Genomic DNA, 20735 nt, shown 5'->3' with positions numbered 1-20735 from the left:
TGCCGGAAGGTCGCAGTCTTGGCGGCCGGGTTACTCGGCCGCCTCCGCCATTTTCATGCGTTCCATGTCTTCCAGCGCACGGCGATACTCGACCGGCATGACCTTGCGGAACTTCGGACGGAACTCGGCCCACTGGTCGAGGATCTCCTTGGCACGCGGCGAGCCGGTATAGTGCAGGTGGTTGGAGATGAGCTGGTAAAGCCGCTCCTCGTCGTGGCGCGTCATGTCGCCCGAGACGTCCACCATGCCCTTGTGCATGAGGTCGCCGCCGTGATGGTGCAGCTTCTCCAGCATGTCGTCCTCTTCCGGCACCGGCTGGAGCTCGACCATCGCCATGTTGCAGCGGCGGGCGAAATCGCCCTCCTCGTCCAGCACATAGGCAACGCCGCCCGACATGCCGGCCGCGAAGTTGCGCCCCGTCTGGCCGATGACGACGACCACGCCGCCCGTCATATATTCGCAGCCGTGGTCGCCCACGCCCTCGACGACGGCAATCGCACCGGAGTTGCGCACGGCGAAACGCTCGCCGGCCACGCCGTTGAAGTAGCACTCGCCGGCAATCGCGCCGTAGAGAACCGTGTTGCCGACGATGATCGACTCGTGCGGGATCGCCTTGCTGCCGGTCGGCGGGCGCACGATGATGCGGCCGCCGGACAGGCCCTTGCCGACATAGTCGTTGCCTGCGCCGACGAGGTCGAAGGTGACGCCGCGCGCCAGGAACGCCGCGAAGGACTGACCGGCCGTGCCCTTGAGCGTCACGGAGATCGTGTCGTCCTTCAGGCCCTTGAAGCCGTAGCGCTTGGCGACGGCACCCGACAGCATCGCGCCTGCCGAACGGTCGACGTTCTTGATGTCGACCTCGAAGGCCACAGGCGTCTTCGATTCGAGCGCAGGCTTTGCCTGCTCGATCAGCTTGCGGTCGAGGATGTCGTGGATCGGGTGATCCTGGCGCTCGGTCCAGTAGGTTGCCTCCTTCGGCGCATCCACCTTGTGGAAGATGCGGGAGAAGTCGAGACCATTGGCCTTCCAGTGCGAGATCATCTTCTCCTTTTCGAGCAGTTCCGAGGCGCCGATGATCTCGTTCAGCGAGCGAACGCCGAGCGAGGCCAGGATTTCGCGCACCTCTTCGGCAACGAAGAAGAAGTAGTTGATGACGTGCTCCGGCGTGCCCTTGAAGCGCTTGCGGAGAACCGGATCCTGCGTCGCGACACCCACGGGACAGGTGTTGAGATGACACTTGCGCATCATGATGCAGCCGGCTGCAATCAGCGGAGCGGTGGCAAAGCCGAACTCGTCGGCGCCCAGAAGCGCGCCGATGACGACGTCGCGACCGGTCTTCAGGCCGCCATCGACCTGGAGCGCGATGCGCGAGCGCAGCTTGTTGAGCACGAGCGTCTGGTGCGTCTCGGCAAGGCCGATTTCCCAGGGGGAACCCGCATGCTTCAGCGAGGTGAGCGGCGAGGCGCCCGTGCCACCGTCGAAGCCGGCGATGGTGATATGATCCGCGCGCGCCTTGGCGACACCGGCGGCAACCGTGCCGACGCCGACTTCCGAGACGAGCTTGACCGAGATATCGGCTTCCGGGTTGACGTTCTTCAGGTCGTAGATGAGCTGCGCCAGATCCTCGATCGAGTAGATATCATGGTGCGGCGGCGGCGAGATGAGGCCGACGCCCGGGGTGGAGTGACGGGTCTTGGCGACCGTCGCATCCACCTTGTGGCCGGGCAGCTGGCCACCCTCGCCGGGCTTGGCGCCCTGCGCGACCTTGATCTGCAGCATGTCCGCATTGACCAGATATTCGGTCGTCACGCCGAAGCGGCCGGACGCGATCTGCTTGATCGCCGAACGCTCGGGGTTGGACGAGCCATCCGGCAGCGGCAGGTAACGGTCTGCCTCCTCGCCGCCCTCGCCAGTGTTCGACTTACCGCCGATCCGGTTCATGGCGACGGCGAGCGTGGTGTGCGCCTCGCGGGAAATCGAGCCGAAGGACATGGCGCCGGTGGAGAAGCGCTTGACGATATCCACCGCCGGCTCGACCTCGTCGATGGAGATCGGCGTACGACCGACGTCTTCCGCGCCCTTGATGGCGAAGAGGCCGCGGATCGTGTTCATGCGCAGCGACGAGGCATTCACCAGCTCCGCGAATTCCTTGTAGCGATCGGCCGCGTTGCCGCGCACCGCATGTTGCAGCGAGGCGATGACGTCCGGCGTCCAGGCATGTTCCTCGCCGCGCATGCGGTAGGCATATTCGCCGCCGATATCGAGCGTGTTGGCCAGCAGCGGATCGCGGCCGAAGGCCGACTTGTGGCGTGCGAAGGTTTCCTCCGCAATCTGGTCTAGGCCGATGCCCTCGATCGTCGTCGCCGTGCCGAAGAAATACTGATCGACCAGCTCAGACGACAACCCGATGGCGTCGAAGATCTGCGCACCGCAATAGGACTGGTAGGTCGAGATGCCCATCTTGGACATGACCTTCAGGATGCCCTTCCCGATCGCCTTGATGTAGCGGTAGACGACTTCCTCGGCGTCCACTTCCTTCGGGAACTCGCCGCGCTTGTGCATGTCGGTGAGCGTGTCGAAGGCCAGGTACGGGTTGATCGCCTCAGCGCCGTAGCCGGCGAGAAGACAGAAGTGGTGCACTTCGCGCGGCTCGCCGGATTCGACGACGAGGCCGACCGAGGTGCGAAGACCCTTGCGGATCAGGTGGTGGTGCACGGCGGCGGTGGCGAGCAGCGCCGGGATCGCCACGCGGTCCGGCCCGATCTGACGGTCGGAGAGCACGATGATGTTGTAGCCGCTGCTGACGGCCTTCTCGGCGCGCTCACAGAGCCGGTCGAGGATTTCCGGCAGGCCTTCGGCGCCGCGGGAGACGTCATAGGTGAAGTCCAGCGTCTTGGTGTCGAAACGGTCTTCGACATGGCCGATCGAGCGGATCTTTTCCAGATCGCCGTTGGTGAGGATCGGCTGGCGCACTTCCATGCGCTTGGCCTTCGCCGCACCGCCGTGGTCGAGGATGTTCGGACGCGGGCCGATGAAGGAGACGAGGCTCATGACCAGTTCCTCGCGGATCGGGTCGATGGGCGGGTTCGTCACCTGCGCAAAGTTCTGCTTGAAATAGGTGTAGAGCAGCTTGCGCTTGCTGGACATGGCCGAGATCGGCGTGTCGGTGCCCATGGAACCGATCGCCTCCTGCCCCGTCGTCGCCATCGGCGACATCAGCAGGCGGGTGTCCTCCTGGGTATAGCCGAACGCCTGCTGGCGATCACGCAGCGATACGTCGCGGCGCAGCGCCCGCGGCTCGACCGGGCCGAGGTCTTCGAGGATGATCTGGGTGTTGTCCAGCCACTCGCGGTAGGGATGCTTGGCGGCGAGCGCAGACTTCACCTCCTCGTCGGAGATGATGCGGCCCTCTTCCATGTCGATCAGCAGCATCTTGCCCGGCTGGAGACGCCACTTCTTGACGATGCTCTCTTCCTTGACCGGCAGCGTGCCGGCTTCGGAGGCGAGGATGACGCGGTCGTCATCCGTCACGAGGTAACGGGCCGGACGCAGGCCGTTGCGGTCGAGCGTCGCGCCGATCTGGCGGCCATCGGTGAAGGCGACGGCGGCCGGGCCGTCCCACGGCTCCATCAGGGCGGCGTGATACTCGTAGAATGCCTTGCGCTCGGCCCCCATCAGCTGGTTGCCGGCCCAGGCTTCGGGGATCAGCATCATCACGGCATGGGCGAGCGAATAACCGCCGCGGATCAGGAATTCCAGCGCGTTATCAAAACAGGCCGTGTCCGACTGACCCTCGTAGGAGATCGGCCAGAGCTTGGTGATGTCGTCGCCGAAGAGCGGCGAGGAGACGGAAGCCTGGCGGGCCGCCATCCAGTTGACGTTGCCGCGCAGCGTGTTGATCTCGCCGTTATGGGCGACCATGCGGTAGGGGTGCGCGAGCTTCCACGACGGGAAGGTGTTGGTGGAAAAGCGCTGGTGCACGAGGGCGACCGCCGATTCGAAGCGCGGATCGGCGAGGTCCTTATAATAGGCACCCACCTGGTAGGCCAGGAACATGCCCTTGTAGACGATCGTCGTCGAGGAGAGTGAGACCGGATAGAAGTTGCTCTCTTCGCCTTCATATTCGTCATAGATGCGGTTGGAGATCACCTTGCGCAGGGTGAAGAGGCGGCGCTCGAACTCGCCGTTCGTCGCGGCGTCGCGTCCGGCGCCGATGAACACCTGAACATGGCGCGGCTCGGTGGCGGCGATTTCCGGCGCCTTGGAGAGCGAGGAATTGTCGACCGGCACGTCGCGGAAGCCGATGAGGATCTGGCCCTCTTCTGCAACGACGTCGGCGATGACCTTCTTGAAATGTTCGACGAGCGTCTCGTCCTGCGGCATGAAGATGTGGCCGGCAGCGTATTCGCCGGCCTTCGGCAGGGTGATGCCCTGCTTGGCCATCTCCTCGCGGAAGAAGCGGTCGGGAATCTGCACGAGAATGCCCGCGCCGTCGCCCATCAGCGGATCGGCGCCGACGGCACCGCGATGCGTCAGGTTTTCGAGCATGAACAGCCCGTCCTGCACGATCTGGTGCGACTTCTGGCCCTTCAGGTGCGCGACGAAGCCGACGCCGCAGGCATCGTGTTCGTTGCGCGGATCGTAGAGGCCCTGTCGTTTTGGCATGCCGGTATTGGAGGTACGCGTTTTGGCGTCCGTCGCAGTGATCTGCGCGTGGCTCTGCCGAAACCCGTTTGATGGCGTCATGTCCGTCATCGTCTTTCCTCCTGTGGCGCCCGGCACCGTGCGGGCATTCGTTTCCGCCCGCGTAGCGACCGTTTGCCTTTCAGCAATCCGGCCACGCGAGCGTCTGTTATATAACCCTGACCCGACCGTAAAAAGACGACGGCCGACCAGGCATGATCATCCAGGACCGTCGGACGGCCGGGCAGCATCCGGAGAGGGTCTCCAATGCCCGGCGCCATCTTCGGCGTCCCGTCGCGGTCGCGGGGGACGCTTCATCGGTCTCTTGACCGAAATAGGACAGCAACACTGTCCTATTTCATAAGCTCTATGCCAGAAACGACCCTTCGCTGCAAGGCCATCATGCCAAATAATCACCACCTCATGAAGAAAAATTGCCTGCACGGTCGCGGGCTTGAAATTAAATTACGACATCGTAGCACATTGTTTCCGTTCCTTTCATTTTACACAGGAACGGCTGCCGTGCCGCGCGGCGGCGATTGATCGCCATCATTTCTCCATTATGGTCCCCCCGAAGCCCTCAATCGCATTGGAAACCGCATGTTCTTCGCATCCGACAACTGGGCGGGCGCCCATCCCGACATCGCAAAAAGCCTCGTCGAGGCCGCCGGCGGCTTCGCCTCCGCCTATGGCACGAGCGACCTCGACAAGCGTGTGGAAAAGACCTTTTCCGAAATCTTCGAGCGCGACGTCGCCGTCTTCTTCGTCGGCACCGGCACGGCGGCGAATTCGCTGGCGCTCGCAAGCTTCAACCGCCCGGGCGGCCAGGTCTTCTGCCACCGCGAAGCGCATGTGAACGTCGACGAATGCAACGCCCCGGAATTCTTTGCGACCGGCGCCAAGCTCGTGCCGATCGACGGCCCCGCCGGCAAGTTGCAGGCCGATTCGCTTGCCGCGGCGATCTCGCGTTTCCCGCCCGATTTCGTGCATGGCGGCCAGCCGATGGCCGTTACCATCACCCAGGCGACGGAAGCCGGCACCGCCTATACGCTGGACGAAATCGCCGCGCTTTCGGAGGTCACAAAGAACGCCGGCCTGCCGCTGCATATGGATGGCGCCCGTTTTGCCAATGCGCTCGCCCATCTCGGCACGACCCCGGCGGAAATGACCTGGAAGCGTGGCGTCGACCTGCTCTCCTTCGGCGGCACGAAGAACGGCTGCTGGTGCGCCGAGGCGCTTGTGCTCTTCGATCCGGCCAAGGCGCAGCAGATGCATTTCCTGCGCAAGCGCTCCGCCCAGCTCTTCTCGAAATCCCGCTTTATCGCCGCGCAGTTCGACGCCTATTTCCGCGATGGCCTGTGGCTGGAACTCGCCCGCCATTCGAACGGCATGGCCGCCCGCCTCGCGGCTGGTTTCAGCACTTCCGAAAAGGCCCGCCTCGCCTGGCCGACCGGCTCGAACGAACTCTTCGCCATCATCCGCAACGATGCGACGAAGGCGCTGAAGGACAAGGGCGCCGTCTTCTACGACTGGCCGGCCGGCCCGGAGCTGAAGGCGAGCATGCGCGAGGACGAAACCCTGATCCGCCTCGTCACCAGCTTCGCCACGACCGAATCGGACGTTGACACTTTCCTCTCGGCGCTCTGAGACTCCCGGCAGCCCCTGGGACACAAAAAAGTCCGCACCCCCTCCTCCGTCATGGTCGGGCTTGACCCGACCATCCACCCTCCGAACACGCCGGTGGATCCTCAGGTCGAGCCCGAGGATGACGTCGTGGGTGGGGGATCGCCTTGCACACCAAGAAAACCGATAACAAAAAAGGCGGTGCCTTGCGGCACCGCCCTTCTTCATTCCTAAACGAAGCGACAGATCAGTTGGTCTGCGCTTCGATCTGCTTGGCTTCGCGGTTGACGGCCGAAATCTCGATACGGCGCGGCTTGGCGGCTTCCGGAATGTCGCGCAGAAGATCGATGTGGAGAAGGCCGTTCTTCAGCGAAGCGGCGCGCACTTCCACATGATCGGCGAGCTGGAAGCGGCGCTCGAAGGCGCGCTTGGCAATGCCGCGGTAGAGATACTGGCTTTCCTCGGCCGTTTCGTCCTTCTTCTCGCCCTTGACCGTCAGCGCATGTTCGCGCGCCTCGATCGACAGTTCGCTTTCGTCGAAACCGGCAACCGCCATGGTGATGCGGTAGGTGTTTTCGCCGGTGCGTTCGATGTTGTAGGGCGGATAGGTCTGGGCCTGCTCGGGCTGGCCGAGGCTATCGAGCATGGTGAAGAGACGGTCGAAGCCGACGGTGGAACGATAGAGGGGGGAGAAATCGACGTGACGCATGGTGTCCTCCTTCAGAGCAACGGTTGCGATCGATAAAAGGCGGCACCCGATTTCTGGAAGGTGCAGCCCGGTTCATCCGGCGTCCGACCCTCTTTGGCGACGGAAGCCTCGACGGACCCTTTCGGCGCCCGTGACGATGAGATGGGAACGCTTTTCCGGCGGTTCAAGGGGGGCTGGACGGCCGAAAATTACCCGCCGAAGAAATTTTCGAGATGAACGGCGGATGAACGCCCGCTTCGGAAACCGTTCAGCTTCACCTTGCTAGAACGGCAGCATCGGAAGCGAAAACTTCTGAGACCGGGGTGCAACGTCCCTTCCTCCCTGGTCAAATTGCGCCGGACTGCATGAGGGCTACCCCCGTTGCCCCATGCATCCGGCTTTTTTCTTTGACGGCACGAAACCCAGCGCCTATCCATCCAGGGAGCAATTCCCGCCGAGACCCGCCCCGCGCCATGGATTCCATCCTGCACGCCACCGCCGACAATCCCGTTCCGGAGAACCATTTTGCGGGTTTTCTGGAAGGCCGCGGCGGCGTGAAGATCCGCTATGCCGTGTTCCGCTCGAAGGAGCGCGAGGCCAAGGGCACGGTCGTGCTGTTGCAGGGCCGCAGCGAGTGCATCGAGAAATATTTCGAGACGATCAACGACCTTACCGCCCGCGGCCTCTGGGTCGCCACCTTCGACTGGCGCGGCCAGGCGGGTTCCGACCGGCTGATCAAGGGCAACCGCGCCGGCCATATCGGCCGCTTCGCCGATTACGAGGCCGACCTCTCGCTTTTCCTTGAAAAGATCGTGCTGCCGGACGCCCGCCTGCCCTTCTTCATCGTGGCGCACTCCACCGGCGCGCTCGTCGCGCTTTCGCAGGCGCCCTATCTGGAGAACCGCATCGAGCGCATGGTGCTCGCCGCCCCCTTCATCGCGCTTGCCGGCCAGTCGATGAGCCAGAGCAAGATCACCGTCATCGCCCGGCTCGCCTCGCTTTTCGGGCTTGGCAAGCATACTTTCCGCAAGGGCGATCCCGGACACGATTTCCCGCGCAATGTCGTAACCTCGGACGAGCGCCGCTTCATCCGCAACGCCGCCATCTTCACCGAACATCCGGAGCTTTCCATCAGCTGGCCGAGCGCGCGCTGGCTGAACGAGACGCTGCGCACCATGGCCCGCGTGACGCATCAGGATCACCTGACGCGCATCCGCATCCCCACCCTGCTGCTTTGCCCGACGGCCGATGCGCTGGTGCCGCGCCGCGCGATCGGCGATCTCGCGCGCATCTTCCGCGCCGCCCGGCTCATCGAGATCGATGGCGCGAAACACGAATTGTTCCAGGAGGCCGACCGTTTTCGCGCCCAGGCGCTGGCCGCGATCGAGGCCTTCATTCCGGGCAGCGACGCCGAAGACACCAGCCTCGGCGCCTGAAGCTAGATTAAACCTTGAGAAGCGCCATCGCCTCGTCATAGACCTTGCGGCTGCCGGCCGCGATGATCTCGCCGCCCATTTCTGCCGGCCCGCCATCCCAAGCCGTGATGATGCCGCCCGCCTGCTCGATGACGGAGATCAGCCCGCCGACGTCATAGGGCTTCAGCCCGCATTCGACGACGAGGTCGACATGACCGGCCGCGAGCAGCGCATAGGCGTAACAATCGACGCCATAACGAAACAGCCGCACCTTGTCCTGCACCGCCTCGAACCGCGTCTTGCGGGTGTCCGTGAAGAGATGCGGCGAGGTGGTGAACAGGATCGCATCCGACAGCTTTTCGCACGGACGCGTCGAAAGCACCTTGCTGCCGTCCGGGCCTGCATAGTGCGAGATCTTGCCATCCGCGAAATAGCGCTCGCCGGTGAAGGGCTGGTCGATGAGGCCCATCACCGCCTCGCCGTTGCGATAAAGGCCGATCAGCGTGCCCCAGACGGGCACGCCGGAAATGAAGGCGCGCGTGCCGTCGATCGGGTCGATGACCCAGACATATTCCCGGTCGAGCCCAACCGAACCATGTTCCTCGCCCAGGATGCCGTGCTCGGGAAAACGCTCTTCGATCAGCGCGCGGATCGCCGTCTCGGCGGCGCGGTCGCCTTCCGTCACCGGATCGAAGCCAGCGGCCTCCTTGTTGACGACATCGGCGCCGACGCGAAAGCGCGGCAGGGTCTCCTTGGCCGCAGCATCGGCAAGGCGGTCGAAAAAGGCGCGATCAGGCAACATGGGGGATCTCTCGGAGGGGACTGCGGACTGCCCTTCCCTTACGCTATCGCGCGGCAAAACGGAACCGGATTGACGCAGAACATGTCCGCAGCGCCGCGCAGGAAAATTGCTTAACGGATCTCAAATTTGTCCCGCAGTTGCGCTTGACATTTGTGCAGCGCAACATTATTGTTTCCCTACAGTCATTCGTGACTGTAAATACCCTCCTTGGGTGTTTCCTCCCTAGACTTAACCGCGCCCAAAGCGCGGTTTTTTTTGAGAGGAATGCGGCTTATTCGGCTGCCAGCGCCCGGTCTGCGGCATATTCCTCGACATGGTCGGAAAAATCCTGGAGGAAGGCGGAAATAGCCGTCTGCAACACCGCGAAATCCGGCTTCTTGGCGAGCGTCGTCTCGTCGACGTAAAGGCCGCGGTTCACCTCGATCTGCAACGCATGCAGCCCCTTGGCGGGCCGGCCGTAATGCTCCGTGATGAAGCCGCCCGCATAGGGCTTGTTGCGCACGACGGAAAAACCCATGTCCTCGAGCAGCCGCATGGCGGTGCGCGAAAGCTCGCCGGAAGCGCTGGTGCCGTAGCGGTCGCCGATGATGAAATCCGGCCGCACGCTGGTGCCCGAAACCCGGATATTGCCCGGCATGGAATGGCAATCGATGAGCACCGAAAAGCCGAAGGTCACATGGGTGCGCACGACGAGACGGCGCAGGCAGGCGTGATACGGCTTGTAGACCGTCTCCACCCGCTCCAGCGCATCCGCCACCGGAAAGCGTTGGCGATAGATCTCCATGTTCTCCGCCACGACGCGCGGCACGGTGCCGAGCCCGCCGGCGACGCGGATGGAGCTGATATTGGCATAGGACGGCAGCGACCCCTCGAACATGCGCGGGTCGAGCTCGTAGGGCTCGCGGTTGACGTCGAGCCAAGCCCGCGGGAAATGCGCGACCAGCATCGGCGCGCCGAGGGCCGGGGCGACCGAGAAGAGCTCGTCGACATAATGGTCTTCCGAACGGCGGATGCCGAGCGCGTCGAGGCGCGACTGCGCGAGGAAGCTCTGTGGATAACGCCGGCCGCTATGGGGGGAATTGAAGACGAGGGGCACGCTCTGCGAAACCGGCTCCAGCACTTCGAAGTGGCTGTTTTCGCTCAGAGCCTCCGCCATTGCCGTCCTTTACCATGCCTGAAAGTCATACCGTCGCCCATGTTGCCAGCGGCCTCCGCCCGTGTCCATACTGAGAAACGAGGGATTAGGGGCTTGCCCTGCCCCATTCACCGGATATTTACCGGAATACGCTCTTGTAACAGAACCGCCCGTCCGCGGGCCGACAACCTTAGCAACGGTTCCCGAATTCCATGACACCCAAGATTCTCCTCGCAGAAGACGACAACGATATGCGCCGGTTCCTCGTGAAGGCGCTCGAAAAGGCGGGCTACCAGGTGCTGTCCTACGACAACGGCGCCAGCGCCTATGACCGGCTTCGCGAAGAACCCTTCTCGCTGCTCCTCACCGATATCGTGATGCCGGAAATGGACGGCATCGAGCTGGCGCGCCGCGCGACCGAACTCGATCCGGACCTGAAAGTGATGTTCATCACCGGCTTTGCCGCCGTGGCGCTGAACCCGGATTCCAAGGCCCCGAAGGACGCCAAAGTCCTCTCGAAACCTTTCCATTTGCGCGATCTCGTCGACGAGGTCAACAAGATGCTGGCCGCCTAAGACCCGGAAAACACCACAAAATCGGGCCGTAAAAAAAGCTTCAAAAAGCTATTGACGGCGCCCAAGGTTTTGTGGTCTATCCGCCGCATCGGATGGGCGTGTAGCTCAGCGGGAGAGCACTACGTTGACATCGTAGGGGTCACAGGTTCAATCCCTGTCACGCCCACCATCCGAACCGCCGGCCCGTCAGGCGTTTGCGCAATTCGCATCATAATCTGTATTCCCTCTCAAGTTCCGTTGCCCAAGCTTTGCCCATTAAACCGCCTTTTTGCGGCCTCCAGGTGCTTGGGCGAATGGTGGCCATAGGTGTCTCGGATCACCTTTTCCGACGCGCCGAGGAAGCCGGCTACTTCCCAAATCGGCACCCCGCGCTGAAGCATCCACGTCGCGCAAGTGTGACGCAAAATATGCGGCGTCACCTCATCGCCGAGGCCGGCCAGATCCGTGGCGCGGTCAAAGGCTTTCCGCTCTTTCTTGATAAGCCGGCCGTGATACTCGACCGGCCCGTTGACGGTCAGCTTTCGCCAGCGGCGCACATGCGGAGCAAGGTTTTCGGGGATGGGAACGGGCGGTCGGCGCTTGCTCGTCTGCTTTTGCCCCTGCCCTCGCCGATACATGATCCCGCGATCGAGATCGAACCAGCCGCCGCTGGAGTTGACGCCCCAGCGCAAGGCCAAAATGGCCTCGTGCCTCGTGCCGGTATACAGAGCGATGAGAATGAAGCGAGCCACGTGATAGGTGGGCCGGAACATCCGTCCCCATTTCACGGGCTCGCGGCTGATAACGTCGCTCGCAATGGGCACGATCCCCAGCGCGGCCGCCAAAAGCTGGGCCGCCTCGGAACGCTCCAGCCAGCGTTCCCGCGGTGGCGCCTTGTCAGGCAAGGTCACGAAAACCGGCAGCACCAGCTTCTTTTCCTTAAAGGCGAAGCCGAGGGCAGATTGTAGGGTCTCCAGTTCGCGCCGTGCCGTGCCTTGCTTAACGGCCCGGCGACCATCTTCTCCGCCCATCCGCCGCCGCACATAAGCGCGGCAGGCGGATCCATCGATTTCGGAGCACACCTTGTCACCGAAGTGTCGGAGGAGGTGCTCGACGTGGAACCCCACAAGTTCGGGATGAGCGAGCTGCGGGGCACGCTCTTGGCCGTAGAATGCCAGGACATCAGCGACGGCTACCTGCCCCGGCTCGCCCTGTCGCCATTGCGGCTTATGCTTCTGCGCTAGGTATTCTTGGAGCTGGACTTCAGCCGCGCTGCGATCGTGCTCGCCGCATCCTGTGCCGACCTCAATTGTTCCGTCGAGAATGACCCATACGGTCGGCCGCCCGCTTCGCTTGCGCAGGTAGAGCCGCGCGCCTTTTGACTTTCGCGGCATTTTTCCCTCATCCGCTTGATGTTGTTCAATGTGGTGAAGAGCTTCCCCGCAATTCGCTCGCACTCAAGGTTGCCCTTGCGAAACTCTGTTTGCAGACCGCTTTCGCTCAAAGCTCCATCAGGAAACGCGAGCCTCGCCGCCTGGTTGAGGCGCAGAGGAGCATCAGGATCCAGCGTCGCGCTCATTCGAAAAGCCCCCTTCGTCCCAAGCTTCCAGTTTTCGAATGATGCGAGGGCAAGCCCCCATCCTGACAACGTCGCCGACCAAGCCATGGTGGCCGACTAGGCGTCCCCAGAAAAATTCCCCGCCAGGGATGGGGGTGCCGTCCGATACCCGGCGCTGGACATCCTTCTGAAGCCAATATGTGACAACGCTCCCGCCCATGGTGCTAAGTTCGTACACCCCTTCGCCGCTGTATTGCAGGAAGCACCGGGTGCCCTGGATACTGAGTCGGAAGGTACCGTCGTCGTTGGAAAAGACGCTGTCATGCACTTCGTCCACGACAGGGTGCCGGCGCTTCAGGATATCGCGAATTTCGATGATGCAGGCCTGTAGCCGGTCATCGTCGGCACGCCGTGCGGAGATTGCAGCACTGGCAGGAATGAGGCTAGCGCCGCTGACAGCCATGAAACCGCGTCGGGAAATTGTGTGGTTCATCAATTGTCCCCTCTCCAACGCTTCAAGGTGAGGGTCTCGGGAAACTCAAGCTCCTCTACGTCGGCAACAATATCGGTCAGGATTGCCACGGCGCCTTCGACGAGTTCCGCGACCACATAGCGATCGGGCAATCTCGGCCCATCTGCATCCCGAACCAACAGGGCTTTTAGGAGGCAAGTTGCCGCAACGATTGTCTCACTCAGAGGCATGTCCGGCGCGTCTTCATTGACAGCCGCTTGAAACGCCGGACGGTGACCACCTCGCTCGGTGGTCACGCATAGCAGCGACGATAGCAGAACGCGTACTGCCTCTTCATCATTACCCAACCACTCGGTCATTTCCGCGTCGGCCAAAATAGTGCCAACCTTGGTGACAAGCATTTCCGGTGATAGGCAGGGGAAGGCAAGCAAGCGCAAGAACTGCTCATTGAGGATCTTGACGGCAGTCTCTTCCTCATCCGTACCCACCGCCGCCCTCCAGGCCATTTCTCGACGGCGGTATTCCTCCAGGCTCGACACGAAATTTCGCACCAACACCCTCGGCGTTGAGAGGAAGTATCCGGTATCGCAAGACGTGCTTGCACGCCCCGACAATTCCATTGTAGGGTTCGTTGTCATCATATGACCTTTCTCGGTTATGACAGATAAAGCCGGCGCAGAGTTTCCAAGGCTCGTGATGCGTCGGCTTTTTATTTTCTTCTCATCTAGGTCTATCGATTGCTGGCGTGAGGCTCCGTTCCTAAGCTGAGACGGAGCCATTTCTATTTTCCGAACAGTTGCTTTCGTGTGCGATCGTAAGGCCCATCCGTATGAGTTCACGGATGGCGCGTGTGCGGTTCTCCATGCCCGCCGGCACCCCCCAACGATCGATCTCCGCCACCTCTGAAGGCGGCAGGAGCACCACAACTCGCCGACTACGTTCGGCGCAACGCGTATAGGATGACACAGAGATTAACCTTTCAATGTCAATGATAGTTACCATACTAGTGACAATTGATCGATTGCAATGAGGATGTCAATAGACAGTGACATTGGAGGTGACACATGGCGAGATCGAAAGATGCGAATGTAAGGCGTGTTTATGTATTGCCGATCGAGTTGGCCGATCGAATTACCGCTTACCAAGAAAAAAAGGGATATAATTCCGAAGTTGAGGCTGTTCGTAAGCTAATCGAGGTTGCCCTCAATATGTCGGAAGATCCAAAATCGATGTTGATTCGGTATGTACAGACACTTGCGCATGTGAAAGCACTCGATGACGCCGCAAAGGTCGTATTTATTGGACATCCACTTGTAACTGATGTCGGATTTCATAATGATTACATACAGATATTTCTAAAAGATCTTAGCGGCGTTTATAGAATACATGAAGATGGAAGAGTTTTAATATCCGATAGAGAACAGGGCGATTGGAAAGAGATAAATCTAAATATACCTGAAAAGGACGACAAATAATTTGAGGATCTACACACCTTAAACCGCAACAATCCATTTTTTAGAGAACCAAAAAATTCTCACTTTAACAAAGCAGAAACAAAATAGGCGCGAGATCCATGAGCGACACTGATGAAATCGAAGCGGAGCGTCTCGCCTCGCTCAAGAGCATTCAACCCATCGATCCCCAGAAATTCCATCCTGGTTCCTACGGTTGTCATGAAGCGCTCCACGCGGCTTCCATGCTAACGGACTTTGCTTCGACACAGCTCCTGGCTCACCCTGCCATCCTTCTCGACAGCGACTTTTACCGGCGTGCGCACGATATTCATGCAGCCCTTTTCGACCTCTACCAAGCGATCGGGGAAAAGCATCTCGCAGACTGAGCAGCGTGAGCCAGCAGGCTACGTTTGACGATTTTGCACTAGTGACGCATCAGCGTTGACGCGCGCGCGTCAACGTTAAAATTGACGCTTCTGCGTCAATGCAGGTCGCTTCCAACTCACGTTATACCGAGAAGGTGGTGACCATCTGGTCGCCACCTTCCGACAATGAAGTAAGAAGGAACCCACTTCCAAGTCGGAACCGACACTCGCGATCTGCACGTCCTACAATGGCAAGGGCCGGAGGCGAGCCGTTTTATTAATGGGAACCTCATGCATGGAGGGCGGGGCAAGCAGTTTCGCGACCTGAACGATTTCCGGCCACCGCCAAAGAATGATCGACGCGACCTGGTGTAAGGGGTGCTTCTGATAAGCCGGGGCAAGAATGAACCCGTGCAGGCCGGCCGACCGCAACGCCGCGCGTTCGGCCGGATTCTTTAAAACGCGGCCATCGCCCGAAATGAAGATCCAAGCGTCATTTGAGCGGCGTAAAAAATCCAGCCACTCCACATCGGCCGAGCTGCGTCCCTTTGGCAGACCCTGGACATCTCGGATGTGGACGGCGGAATGCCCTTCATGTGAAATGAAGCCGTGCAGCGTGCTGGCGAGCGTGGGAGAGGTGCAGTTATCGAAAAAGACCTTCACGCCGCCAGCCGCTGTTCCATCATGGTTTCAAACTCGGCCGCCCGTCGAACCGAGGATTCCGAAACATCGTATGCGCGGGCGGCGGCCGCAACGCCACCTTCCTGCTTGGCAACGGCCGCAAGAATCGCGGTCGGAACGCTACTATCGGCGTCGATCGGCTGGCCAAACGCGCGCGCCGGGTCGACCACGACATTGAGCCGCCGGCCGGCCGGCCACCACACCAGCGGCGTTCCATCGGTCCCAAAATCCACTGTTTGCAGAATCGGCTCGATGATCCCCTTGAATTCGAATTGACGGCGAAAGAGGTTCAGAAGCCTTTCACGTTGCTCGCCATCCTCATCTTCCTCGATGATGTGAAGGAAGATCTCGCGGCCGTCTGTGCGAAAGCGGTTAGTGGATAGCGGCCGCGCTTGCCCAATTATCTCTTTCGCTAACTCGATAGCGGCACGAACCCGAACTCCAGATACTCCAGCCCGGATAAATGCATCGGCGACCCGCACCTCCATCAGGTCGCGAAACCCGAGGTAGACACGATCGTCGCCCAAGGAAACTTGCGGCTCCCAAAGCGCAGGGCATTCGCGCCCGTTGATCTTGTGGCCCCGCAACCAGCGCGAAATCTTTTGCGCCGGCACGTTGAGAAGCCGCCCCGCTTCCGCAGGGGTGTAAAGGCCCACACCGATCAAATCATTTTTTTTCATACACGCTATAGTCCATTCGGCAATTCGGGTGTCAACGGCGATGGCACGCAATTGCCGAGAATGGGCGAGATGGCCTTCAAATCTCGATACGTCTCTTGCGTGATTTCACAGAGCACGGCAACTTAAGGAAACAGGGAGGTGTTTCATGCGGCTCAGCGGCATACCGAGATCTATGTTCAGTATTGTAGACCAAGATGGACAGCCTAAAGGCTCGGTCCAGGGAATTTTTTCGTCCAAGATGATCACTGTCTTCGATCATATGGCGAACATAGTAGTTGGGGACGAAATGCGGCGCGTCATCCCAAATGGCTCGGAAGAAGCTTTTGAGGTCGTTGACCCCGTTTTCTATGAGAGCGGGCCAGGTATCCCGGCACATTTTCAAGTGAAAATCCGGCGCAAAGGGACGTTTCCCTCCGGCGCAGGCGGCAACTACAACGTCCACGTTTCAGGCAACAACGCGCGCGTCAACGTCCATTCCGTGGACAAATCAGTGAATACCGTCAATGACGCGCGAGTGTTCAGCGAATTAAAAATAGCGATAACGACACAGGTACCTGCCGGTGAATCACGCGACAGGCTTTTGCAATCGGTCAACGACATGTCGTCTTCCGTCGAAGATGGCCCAGGTTTTCAGGGGGCATATCAGCGGTTCATTTCAAGCGCCGCTGATCATATGACAGTTATAGCACCGTTTCTTCCCGCCTTAGCCGCATTTTTTGGGTGACCCGTGGACATCAAGACGTTTGTATCGGAAGCGCTAATACAAGTGCTCGATGGGATAAGGGAAGCTCAATCCAGAGAGGGCGGCCAAGAAGTTGGAGCAGTGGGATTCAGCATCGAGGCCGATGGGGGCCGCTTGATAAACGGTGGTACCAGCGGAATCTTTACCACTGTGGACTTCGACATTTCCGTTGTCGCTGAATCGACCGAAGGCGGAGGCACAGTCCGCGTTGCTGATACTCACTTCGCTGACGGCAACAGCAAGATGACGCAGAACGCAAGTCGCGTAAAATTTGCGATACATCTTCGACTTCCGAAGGGCGGCCCGCTTCGAGAAGACTGGTGAGGTCCATGACGTGGGATGAACGTAGTATGCCATACAGATGCGCTCTAGAAAGTCCCGGCAATGCAGAATAATTGCCGGCCCTTCGTTTGGGCAATGACGGTCTGTATGGCCGTCGCCCTAAGCGTTTATATGCTGCAACATGGCCCTGTCAGCGAAGAAGGCCGGTCGACTAGTCAGCTATTGGGAGTGTTATACGACTTTCAAAGTTTGTTTACTGGTCTGCTCGCGGTCGCCGCTGCCTACCTCACCGTAAAAGAGATGCGTAAGACGGATGAGAATAGCGAGAAGCGTCATCAAGCAGCAATGCGGCTGGCGATACGGGGAGATCGACTAAATGTCCATCGAGCGCTTCATCCACAGTTTCAAGAATTGCGGCATATCGCAAAAGAAATGGAAGAACTCGACCGTTTAAAAGGTCAGATGGATCGTGACCGCGTGGAAGCTATGCGGTTTGGTCAATTCGCCTCTTACGATAGGAATGATATGGAAACTCTCATTCTGCAAACGTACCCACTTATTAGGCAGATAAAATCTGTACTCCATCGACATCAACTAGAGCAAGGAGCTGACCTTTTTGATGGAGATCTAACATACCGCCTGACAAATCTTAAAGAAAAGACTGATATAGCGGTTGATGGCGGCCGATTTGTGTATCAGTACTATCAGATGGAGGAGAGAGACCGCTCCGGAGATGACGACCGCATGTTTACAAATGAAGTTAATGCTGGCCACGATGATCTAATAACGGATTACCCAGCTTATTTCGCAGCCTCGATTGATCACGTTCTAGGAGGCATGAGCCGAATGGCAAAACTGTATGATGTCAACGAAGAATGGATACCTGAGTAGGGTTCGCAAACTTTGCGAACCCTCTCCTACTAGGCAATCTCCCAACCCGTATCGGCTTGGATGCCGGCAAGTTCCGACTTGATCCTGTGTCCGATTTCATCGCCGACTAGCTGTCCGATCGCGGCTGGATCTGCGGCGCTGGTGACGTGCACCGTTACGCCGCCAACATTTATCGGCGCGAGAACCGGCGTCGGATTTGTCACCTGTACGTGCTGCACCCCGGACGGCTGAGAAATCACCGTGGGTGTTCCGGTGAGGGTAACCTCGCGCGGGCCGGCCGCTGACACATTGAGCGGTTCTGATTTATCGAGTTCGTCGAGGATACCGCCTTGCCTGGGTGGTCTGTGCTGTTGCTCCTCCATCTCCACGCCGAACATGCCGTCCATCCCGAGGAGAGCGGGATCAACATCCCGCAGTCTCTGACGACGCTGCTCGCGCGTCATTTTCCGGCTCTCCTCAAGCATCCACTCGCGATAGGCATCTTTCCCGCTGACATCGTAAGCGCCCCTTCCGGGGTAACCCATCAGGCGTCGCTGGACATCGTTCTTGCGGCGTGCCTCTTCATCTTTCTGTTGTGCTTTCTCCTCGGCCGATCCCGGTCGCCAGCGAGGCAGAGGGACGGTCTCACTGCCGTTATCAGCGGCCGCATCTTTCACCTTGTCAGGGTTATAAGTGCCTCGGCTCGGTTCTTTGGCGGTTCGCTCGCCCCCACGTCTGGCGCCGTCAGCACGATTGAGTGTGTCGAATACAGTTTTAGCTTGCCCGCGACCAACTTTCCGCACCTCATCGAAGTAAGCCCGGTTGACCTCCCAAAACCACGCATCCGGATTCTGCTGGCGGTAGCGCTTCTCAAAATCGCGAGCCTGCCAGTTTCGCTTCTCTTCATCCATGCCCTGTAGGCCGCGCGAGACAGCTTCGGCGTCGTCAATCGCATCGGTGAAAGTCTCAAGCACAGGATTGACGGTCCCGGCGGCGCCAGATCCGAGCTTGACCTGCAATTTCTCCCACAAATTCCAGAACCTCTGGATTTTCGCGGCAGAATCATCGGCAATTTGATTGAAGTCGCGCAGGGTTGAACTATCCACGTTGGAAAGCGCGAGCGTGAACTTCTCAAGATCTGACCGGCCCATCAAAAGGGCGCGCACGCCCTTTTGCATCTCGGCGTCGGTGAAGAGCTGCGTCAGCTTCGAAAGGTCGCCTTTCGTCGCCAACTGGGCTAGGTCTAGGAAGACGTCAAGAACGTCCTTCCCTTCCTTTTTTGCTTGGTCGAGCGCCTTCGGAAGATCCACGCCAAATTTTTTGAACTTCTTTGCGGTCTCCTCGGAATACATCTTCTGGAAGACGTTCCCCAGGTAAGTCGCCGCTTCCGAGCTGCTGCCGGCCTGGTTGCGAACAACCTGCAACATGGCGACGATCTTTTGCATGCCCTCGGTTCCCTCATATCCGAGGGCTGAAAACGCCGGCAGAAGCGATGGCAGATATTGCGCCATGTCTTTCAGCTCGAACTTGCCGGCCTTACCACCGGCAACGAGGATGTCGAACGCCTTCTGCATCTCGCTGCCGCTGATTCGCATCGAACCCGCCATGGCATCTGCCGAAAGCGCGATATCGGAAATTGCTGCGCCGGAAGCCTGTGCCGTCATTGCAACGGAGGGCAGGAAAGCCATCGAGTCATCAAGGCTGCGGCCCGACGCGACCAGCGTTTCAAGTCCGTTCGAAACATCCTCGAAACTGAGGGCTGTTTCCTGCGCAATATTCTGCAGTTTCGTGAGGGTCGGCCCGACGACTTCCGCGCCCTTATCGGCGTTAAGTGCGACGCGCCCAATTTTGCGTTCCACCTCTGCGAACTGAGAATAGCTCTTGGCAACGGCATAGCCGGCCGCCGTCGCGGCGAAGGTCACACCGCTGTAAAAAACTCCCATGCGGCGCTGGCGCTCCGCCAAGGCTCTGTCCCGATCCATTTCTAGTCGGTGCGCGTCGCGATCACGGGCAATTTGCAAGGCCTCTTCGGCGCGATCGACACGCATAAGCCGCCGGTTGCGCCGGGCAAGTTCAAGATCGCGCTCCGCCCGCTGTATGTCTGACAATGACTTTTTGACGTTGCGCGCACCAGCCGCCGTGCGATCCGTGAGCGAAACCACTAGAGACGCGGAAAGCTTACCCATGGAACTCTACCTCATCGACAATGAAGGATGGCAGGACATCTTTGAATGCAATGTGGAGAGCTTCGCTGTCCGGCCATTTCAGAGCCCGGATGGTATCCGGATGCAGGCCTGTCAGCCTGCACAGGACATCGCGAAGAGATCTCAGCTCACCGGAAGCGTAATCATCGATATCGCCTTGGGCGGGATGCTGAAGGGTGACTTTGCGCACCCAACGCCCGTCCACCTTGAGAGGAAAAAGAAGCGACCGAGCCCACGCTACGGCCGCTTGTCGGTCAATTGCCGGCATGGCGCGTGCATCCGCAACAGCAGGTAGGCTCTCTGTCACTCCGCTACTGGGATCGAATTCATCAGGTATCAAAGAGAAATCTTCCATCATCACTCTCCTTTCTTTGAGAGTTTCAAAATTTGTTTTGGGGGTCGGACCGAGGAGACATTGGGCCGCTCTCGGCCTCTGAGGCCCGGGCTTTCCAGGGGCATGGGCCCCGAGGCGTCAACCCCGTCAACCTGGTCGTCAACCCCGTCAACCCCGTCAACCCAAGTTTCGA

19 protein-coding genes and 1 tRNA gene are annotated in these 20735 nt (G+C 59.8%); 9 read left to right on the top strand and 11 right to left on the bottom strand.

Annotated features, from left to right (window positions below):
- Nucleotides 1-30 precede the first annotated feature (30 nt).
- Complete coding sequence (gene gltB, locus AC1Q6Z_RS01870; RefSeq protein ID WP_492646552.1) at nucleotides 31-4755, bottom strand: glutamate synthase large subunit; 4725 nt, start codon at nucleotides 4753-4755, stop codon at nucleotides 31-33.
- A 528-nt stretch (nucleotides 4756-5283) separates the two neighbouring features.
- On the opposite strand from gltB, the gene AC1Q6Z_RS01865 reads away from it, so the two are divergent.
- The gene (locus AC1Q6Z_RS01865) at nucleotides 5284-6330 is read left to right on the top strand and encodes a threonine aldolase family protein (protein ID WP_492646551.1); all 1047 of its coding nucleotides are present in this window, start codon (nucleotides 5284-5286) and stop codon (nucleotides 6328-6330) included.
- 223 nt (nucleotides 6331-6553) lie between these two features.
- Here the strand turns inward: AC1Q6Z_RS01865 and AC1Q6Z_RS01860 are convergent, their stop codons facing one another.
- A complete protein-coding gene (locus tag AC1Q6Z_RS01860; protein WP_256120927.1) occupies nucleotides 6554-7015 on the bottom strand; it encodes an Hsp20 family protein in 462 nt (153 codons plus the stop codon).
- A 452-nt stretch (nucleotides 7016-7467) separates the two neighbouring features.
- Here AC1Q6Z_RS01860 and AC1Q6Z_RS01855 point away from each other — a divergent pair, with 452 nt between their 5' ends.
- Complete coding sequence (locus tag AC1Q6Z_RS01855) at nucleotides 7468-8430, top strand: alpha/beta fold hydrolase (protein ID WP_439623985.1); 963 nt, start codon at nucleotides 7468-7470, stop codon at nucleotides 8428-8430.
- A gap of 7 nt (nucleotides 8431-8437) precedes the next feature.
- On the opposite strand, the gene hisN is transcribed toward AC1Q6Z_RS01855, so the two are convergent.
- Together hisN and AC1Q6Z_RS01845 are read right to left on the bottom strand one after the other, a co-directional pair.
- Nucleotides 8438-9211 carry a histidinol-phosphatase gene (gene hisN / locus AC1Q6Z_RS01850; RefSeq protein ID WP_439615922.1) on the bottom strand — a complete coding sequence of 258 codons (774 nt, stop codon included), beginning with the start codon at nucleotides 9209-9211 and terminating at the stop codon, nucleotides 8438-8440.
- 271 nt (nucleotides 9212-9482) lie between these two features.
- Nucleotides 9483-10367: an N-formylglutamate amidohydrolase gene (locus AC1Q6Z_RS01845; protein ID WP_435266229.1), complete on the bottom strand. Its 885-nt coding sequence runs from the start codon at nucleotides 10365-10367 to the stop codon at nucleotides 9483-9485.
- Between the two features lie 191 nt (nucleotides 10368-10558).
- Here AC1Q6Z_RS01845 and cpdR1 point away from each other — a divergent pair, with 191 nt between their 5' ends.
- Both cpdR1 and AC1Q6Z_RS01835 read left to right on the top strand, forming a co-directional pair.
- Nucleotides 10559-10921 (top strand): response regulator CpdR1, encoded by a 363-nt coding sequence (cpdR1, locus tag AC1Q6Z_RS01840; protein ID WP_069061148.1) that lies wholly within the window; start codon nucleotides 10559-10561, stop codon nucleotides 10919-10921.
- A 94-nt stretch (nucleotides 10922-11015) separates the two neighbouring features.
- A tRNA-Val gene (locus AC1Q6Z_RS01835) sits at nucleotides 11016-11090 on the top strand.
- A 58-nt stretch (nucleotides 11091-11148) separates the two neighbouring features.
- On the opposite strand, the gene AC1Q6Z_RS01830 is transcribed toward AC1Q6Z_RS01835, so the two are convergent.
- The 3 genes from AC1Q6Z_RS01830 to AC1Q6Z_RS01820 form a co-directional block, all read right to left on the bottom strand.
- The gene (locus tag AC1Q6Z_RS01830; protein ID WP_492646550.1) at nucleotides 11149-12294 is read right to left on the bottom strand and encodes a tyrosine-type recombinase/integrase; all 1146 of its coding nucleotides are present in this window, start codon (nucleotides 12292-12294) and stop codon (nucleotides 11149-11151) included.
- A 162-nt stretch (nucleotides 12295-12456) separates the two neighbouring features.
- Nucleotides 12457-12951, bottom strand: a complete 495-nt coding sequence (locus tag AC1Q6Z_RS01825; RefSeq protein ID WP_492646549.1) for a hypothetical protein — start codon at nucleotides 12949-12951, stop codon at nucleotides 12457-12459.
- Nucleotides 12951-13571, bottom strand: a complete 621-nt coding sequence (locus AC1Q6Z_RS01820) for a hypothetical protein (RefSeq protein ID WP_492646548.1) — start codon at nucleotides 13569-13571, stop codon at nucleotides 12951-12953. Before AC1Q6Z_RS01820 ends, AC1Q6Z_RS01825 begins: the two co-directional genes overlap by 1 nt.
- Before the next feature lie 423 nt (nucleotides 13572-13994).
- On the opposite strand from AC1Q6Z_RS01820, the gene AC1Q6Z_RS01815 reads away from it, so the two are divergent.
- Nucleotides 13995-14405 carry a hypothetical protein gene (locus tag AC1Q6Z_RS01815; protein ID WP_492646547.1) on the top strand — a complete coding sequence of 137 codons (411 nt, stop codon included), beginning with the start codon at nucleotides 13995-13997 and terminating at the stop codon, nucleotides 14403-14405.
- Nucleotides 14406-14503: 98 nt separating this feature from the next.
- Nucleotides 14504-14770, top strand: coding sequence for a hypothetical protein (locus tag AC1Q6Z_RS01810; RefSeq protein WP_492646546.1), 267 nt, complete (start codon nucleotides 14504-14506; stop codon nucleotides 14768-14770).
- A gap of 222 nt (nucleotides 14771-14992) precedes the next feature.
- Here the strand turns inward: AC1Q6Z_RS01810 and AC1Q6Z_RS01805 are convergent, their stop codons facing one another.
- Both AC1Q6Z_RS01805 and AC1Q6Z_RS01800 read right to left on the bottom strand, forming a co-directional pair.
- The gene (locus tag AC1Q6Z_RS01805) at nucleotides 14993-15412 is read right to left on the bottom strand and encodes a PIN-like domain-containing protein (protein ID WP_319320755.1); all 420 of its coding nucleotides are present in this window, start codon (nucleotides 15410-15412) and stop codon (nucleotides 14993-14995) included.
- A complete protein-coding gene (locus AC1Q6Z_RS01800) occupies nucleotides 15409-16110 on the bottom strand; it encodes a hypothetical protein (protein WP_492646545.1) in 702 nt (233 codons plus the stop codon). The genes AC1Q6Z_RS01805 and AC1Q6Z_RS01800 overlap by 4 nt, the downstream gene beginning before the upstream one ends.
- Before the next feature lie 145 nt (nucleotides 16111-16255).
- Here AC1Q6Z_RS01800 and AC1Q6Z_RS01795 point away from each other — a divergent pair, with 145 nt between their 5' ends.
- From AC1Q6Z_RS01795 to AC1Q6Z_RS01785, 3 genes are all read left to right on the top strand, one after another.
- Nucleotides 16256-16834, top strand: a complete 579-nt coding sequence (locus AC1Q6Z_RS01795) for a hypothetical protein (protein WP_492646544.1) — start codon at nucleotides 16256-16258, stop codon at nucleotides 16832-16834.
- Between the two features lie 3 nt (nucleotides 16835-16837).
- A complete protein-coding gene (locus tag AC1Q6Z_RS01790) occupies nucleotides 16838-17176 on the top strand; it encodes a hypothetical protein (protein ID WP_492646543.1) in 339 nt (112 codons plus the stop codon).
- Between the two features lie 105 nt (nucleotides 17177-17281).
- Nucleotides 17282-18025, top strand: coding sequence for a hypothetical protein (locus AC1Q6Z_RS01785; RefSeq protein WP_492646542.1), 744 nt, complete (start codon nucleotides 17282-17284; stop codon nucleotides 18023-18025).
- Between the two features lie 29 nt (nucleotides 18026-18054).
- Here the strand turns inward: AC1Q6Z_RS01785 and AC1Q6Z_RS01780 are convergent, their stop codons facing one another.
- The gene (locus AC1Q6Z_RS01780; protein WP_492646541.1) at nucleotides 18055-20190 is read right to left on the bottom strand and encodes a phage tail tape measure protein; all 2136 of its coding nucleotides are present in this window, start codon (nucleotides 20188-20190) and stop codon (nucleotides 18055-18057) included.
- The gene (locus tag AC1Q6Z_RS01775; RefSeq protein WP_492646540.1) at nucleotides 20183-20566 is read right to left on the bottom strand and encodes a phage tail assembly protein; all 384 of its coding nucleotides are present in this window, start codon (nucleotides 20564-20566) and stop codon (nucleotides 20183-20185) included. The genes AC1Q6Z_RS01780 and AC1Q6Z_RS01775 overlap by 8 nt, the downstream gene beginning before the upstream one ends.
- Between the last annotated feature and the right edge of the window lie 169 nt (nucleotides 20567-20735).

It is taken from the genome of Shinella sp. GW835-FHT14H05, assembly GCF_058793575.1.
Note: the sequence above shows the minus strand (reverse complement) of the source record. Positions and strands in the feature narration are given on the sequence as shown.

Coding starts and splice junctions, on each gene's coding strand:
- gltB (WP_492646552.1), bottom strand. CDS start 4,755: ATGACGGACATGACGCCATCAAACGGGTTTCGGCAGAGCCACGCGCAG.
- AC1Q6Z_RS01865 (WP_492646551.1), top strand. CDS start 5,284: ATGTTCTTCGCATCCGACAACTGGGCGGGCGCCCATCCCGACATCGCA.
- AC1Q6Z_RS01860 (WP_256120927.1), bottom strand. CDS start 7,015: ATGCGTCACGTCGATTTCTCCCCCCTCTATCGTTCCACCGTCGGCTTC.
- AC1Q6Z_RS01855 (WP_439623985.1), top strand. CDS start 7,468: ATGGATTCCATCCTGCACGCCACCGCCGACAATCCCGTTCCGGAGAAC.
- hisN (WP_439615922.1), bottom strand. CDS start 9,211: ATGTTGCCTGATCGCGCCTTTTTCGACCGCCTTGCCGATGCTGCGGCC.
- AC1Q6Z_RS01845 (WP_435266229.1), bottom strand. CDS start 10,367: ATGGCGGAGGCTCTGAGCGAAAACAGCCACTTCGAAGTGCTGGAGCCG.
- cpdR1 (WP_069061148.1), top strand. CDS start 10,559: ATGACACCCAAGATTCTCCTCGCAGAAGACGACAACGATATGCGCCGG.
- AC1Q6Z_RS01830 (WP_492646550.1), bottom strand. CDS start 12,294: ATGCCGCGAAAGTCAAAAGGCGCGCGGCTCTACCTGCGCAAGCGAAGC.
- AC1Q6Z_RS01825 (WP_492646549.1), bottom strand. CDS start 12,951: ATGAACCACACAATTTCCCGACGCGGTTTCATGGCTGTCAGCGGCGCT.
- AC1Q6Z_RS01820 (WP_492646548.1), bottom strand. CDS start 13,571: ATGATGACAACGAACCCTACAATGGAATTGTCGGGGCGTGCAAGCACG.
- AC1Q6Z_RS01815 (WP_492646547.1), top strand. CDS start 13,995: ATGGCGAGATCGAAAGATGCGAATGTAAGGCGTGTTTATGTATTGCCG.
- AC1Q6Z_RS01810 (WP_492646546.1), top strand. CDS start 14,504: ATGAGCGACACTGATGAAATCGAAGCGGAGCGTCTCGCCTCGCTCAAG.
- AC1Q6Z_RS01800 (WP_492646545.1), bottom strand. CDS start 16,110: ATGAAAAAAAATGATTTGATCGGTGTGGGCCTTTACACCCCTGCGGAA.
- AC1Q6Z_RS01795 (WP_492646544.1), top strand. CDS start 16,256: ATGCGGCTCAGCGGCATACCGAGATCTATGTTCAGTATTGTAGACCAA.
- AC1Q6Z_RS01785 (WP_492646542.1), top strand. CDS start 17,282: ATGGCCGTCGCCCTAAGCGTTTATATGCTGCAACATGGCCCTGTCAGC.
- AC1Q6Z_RS01780 (WP_492646541.1), bottom strand. CDS start 20,190: ATGGGTAAGCTTTCCGCGTCTCTAGTGGTTTCGCTCACGGATCGCACG.
- AC1Q6Z_RS01775 (WP_492646540.1), bottom strand. CDS start 20,566: ATGATGGAAGATTTCTCTTTGATACCTGATGAATTCGATCCCAGTAGC.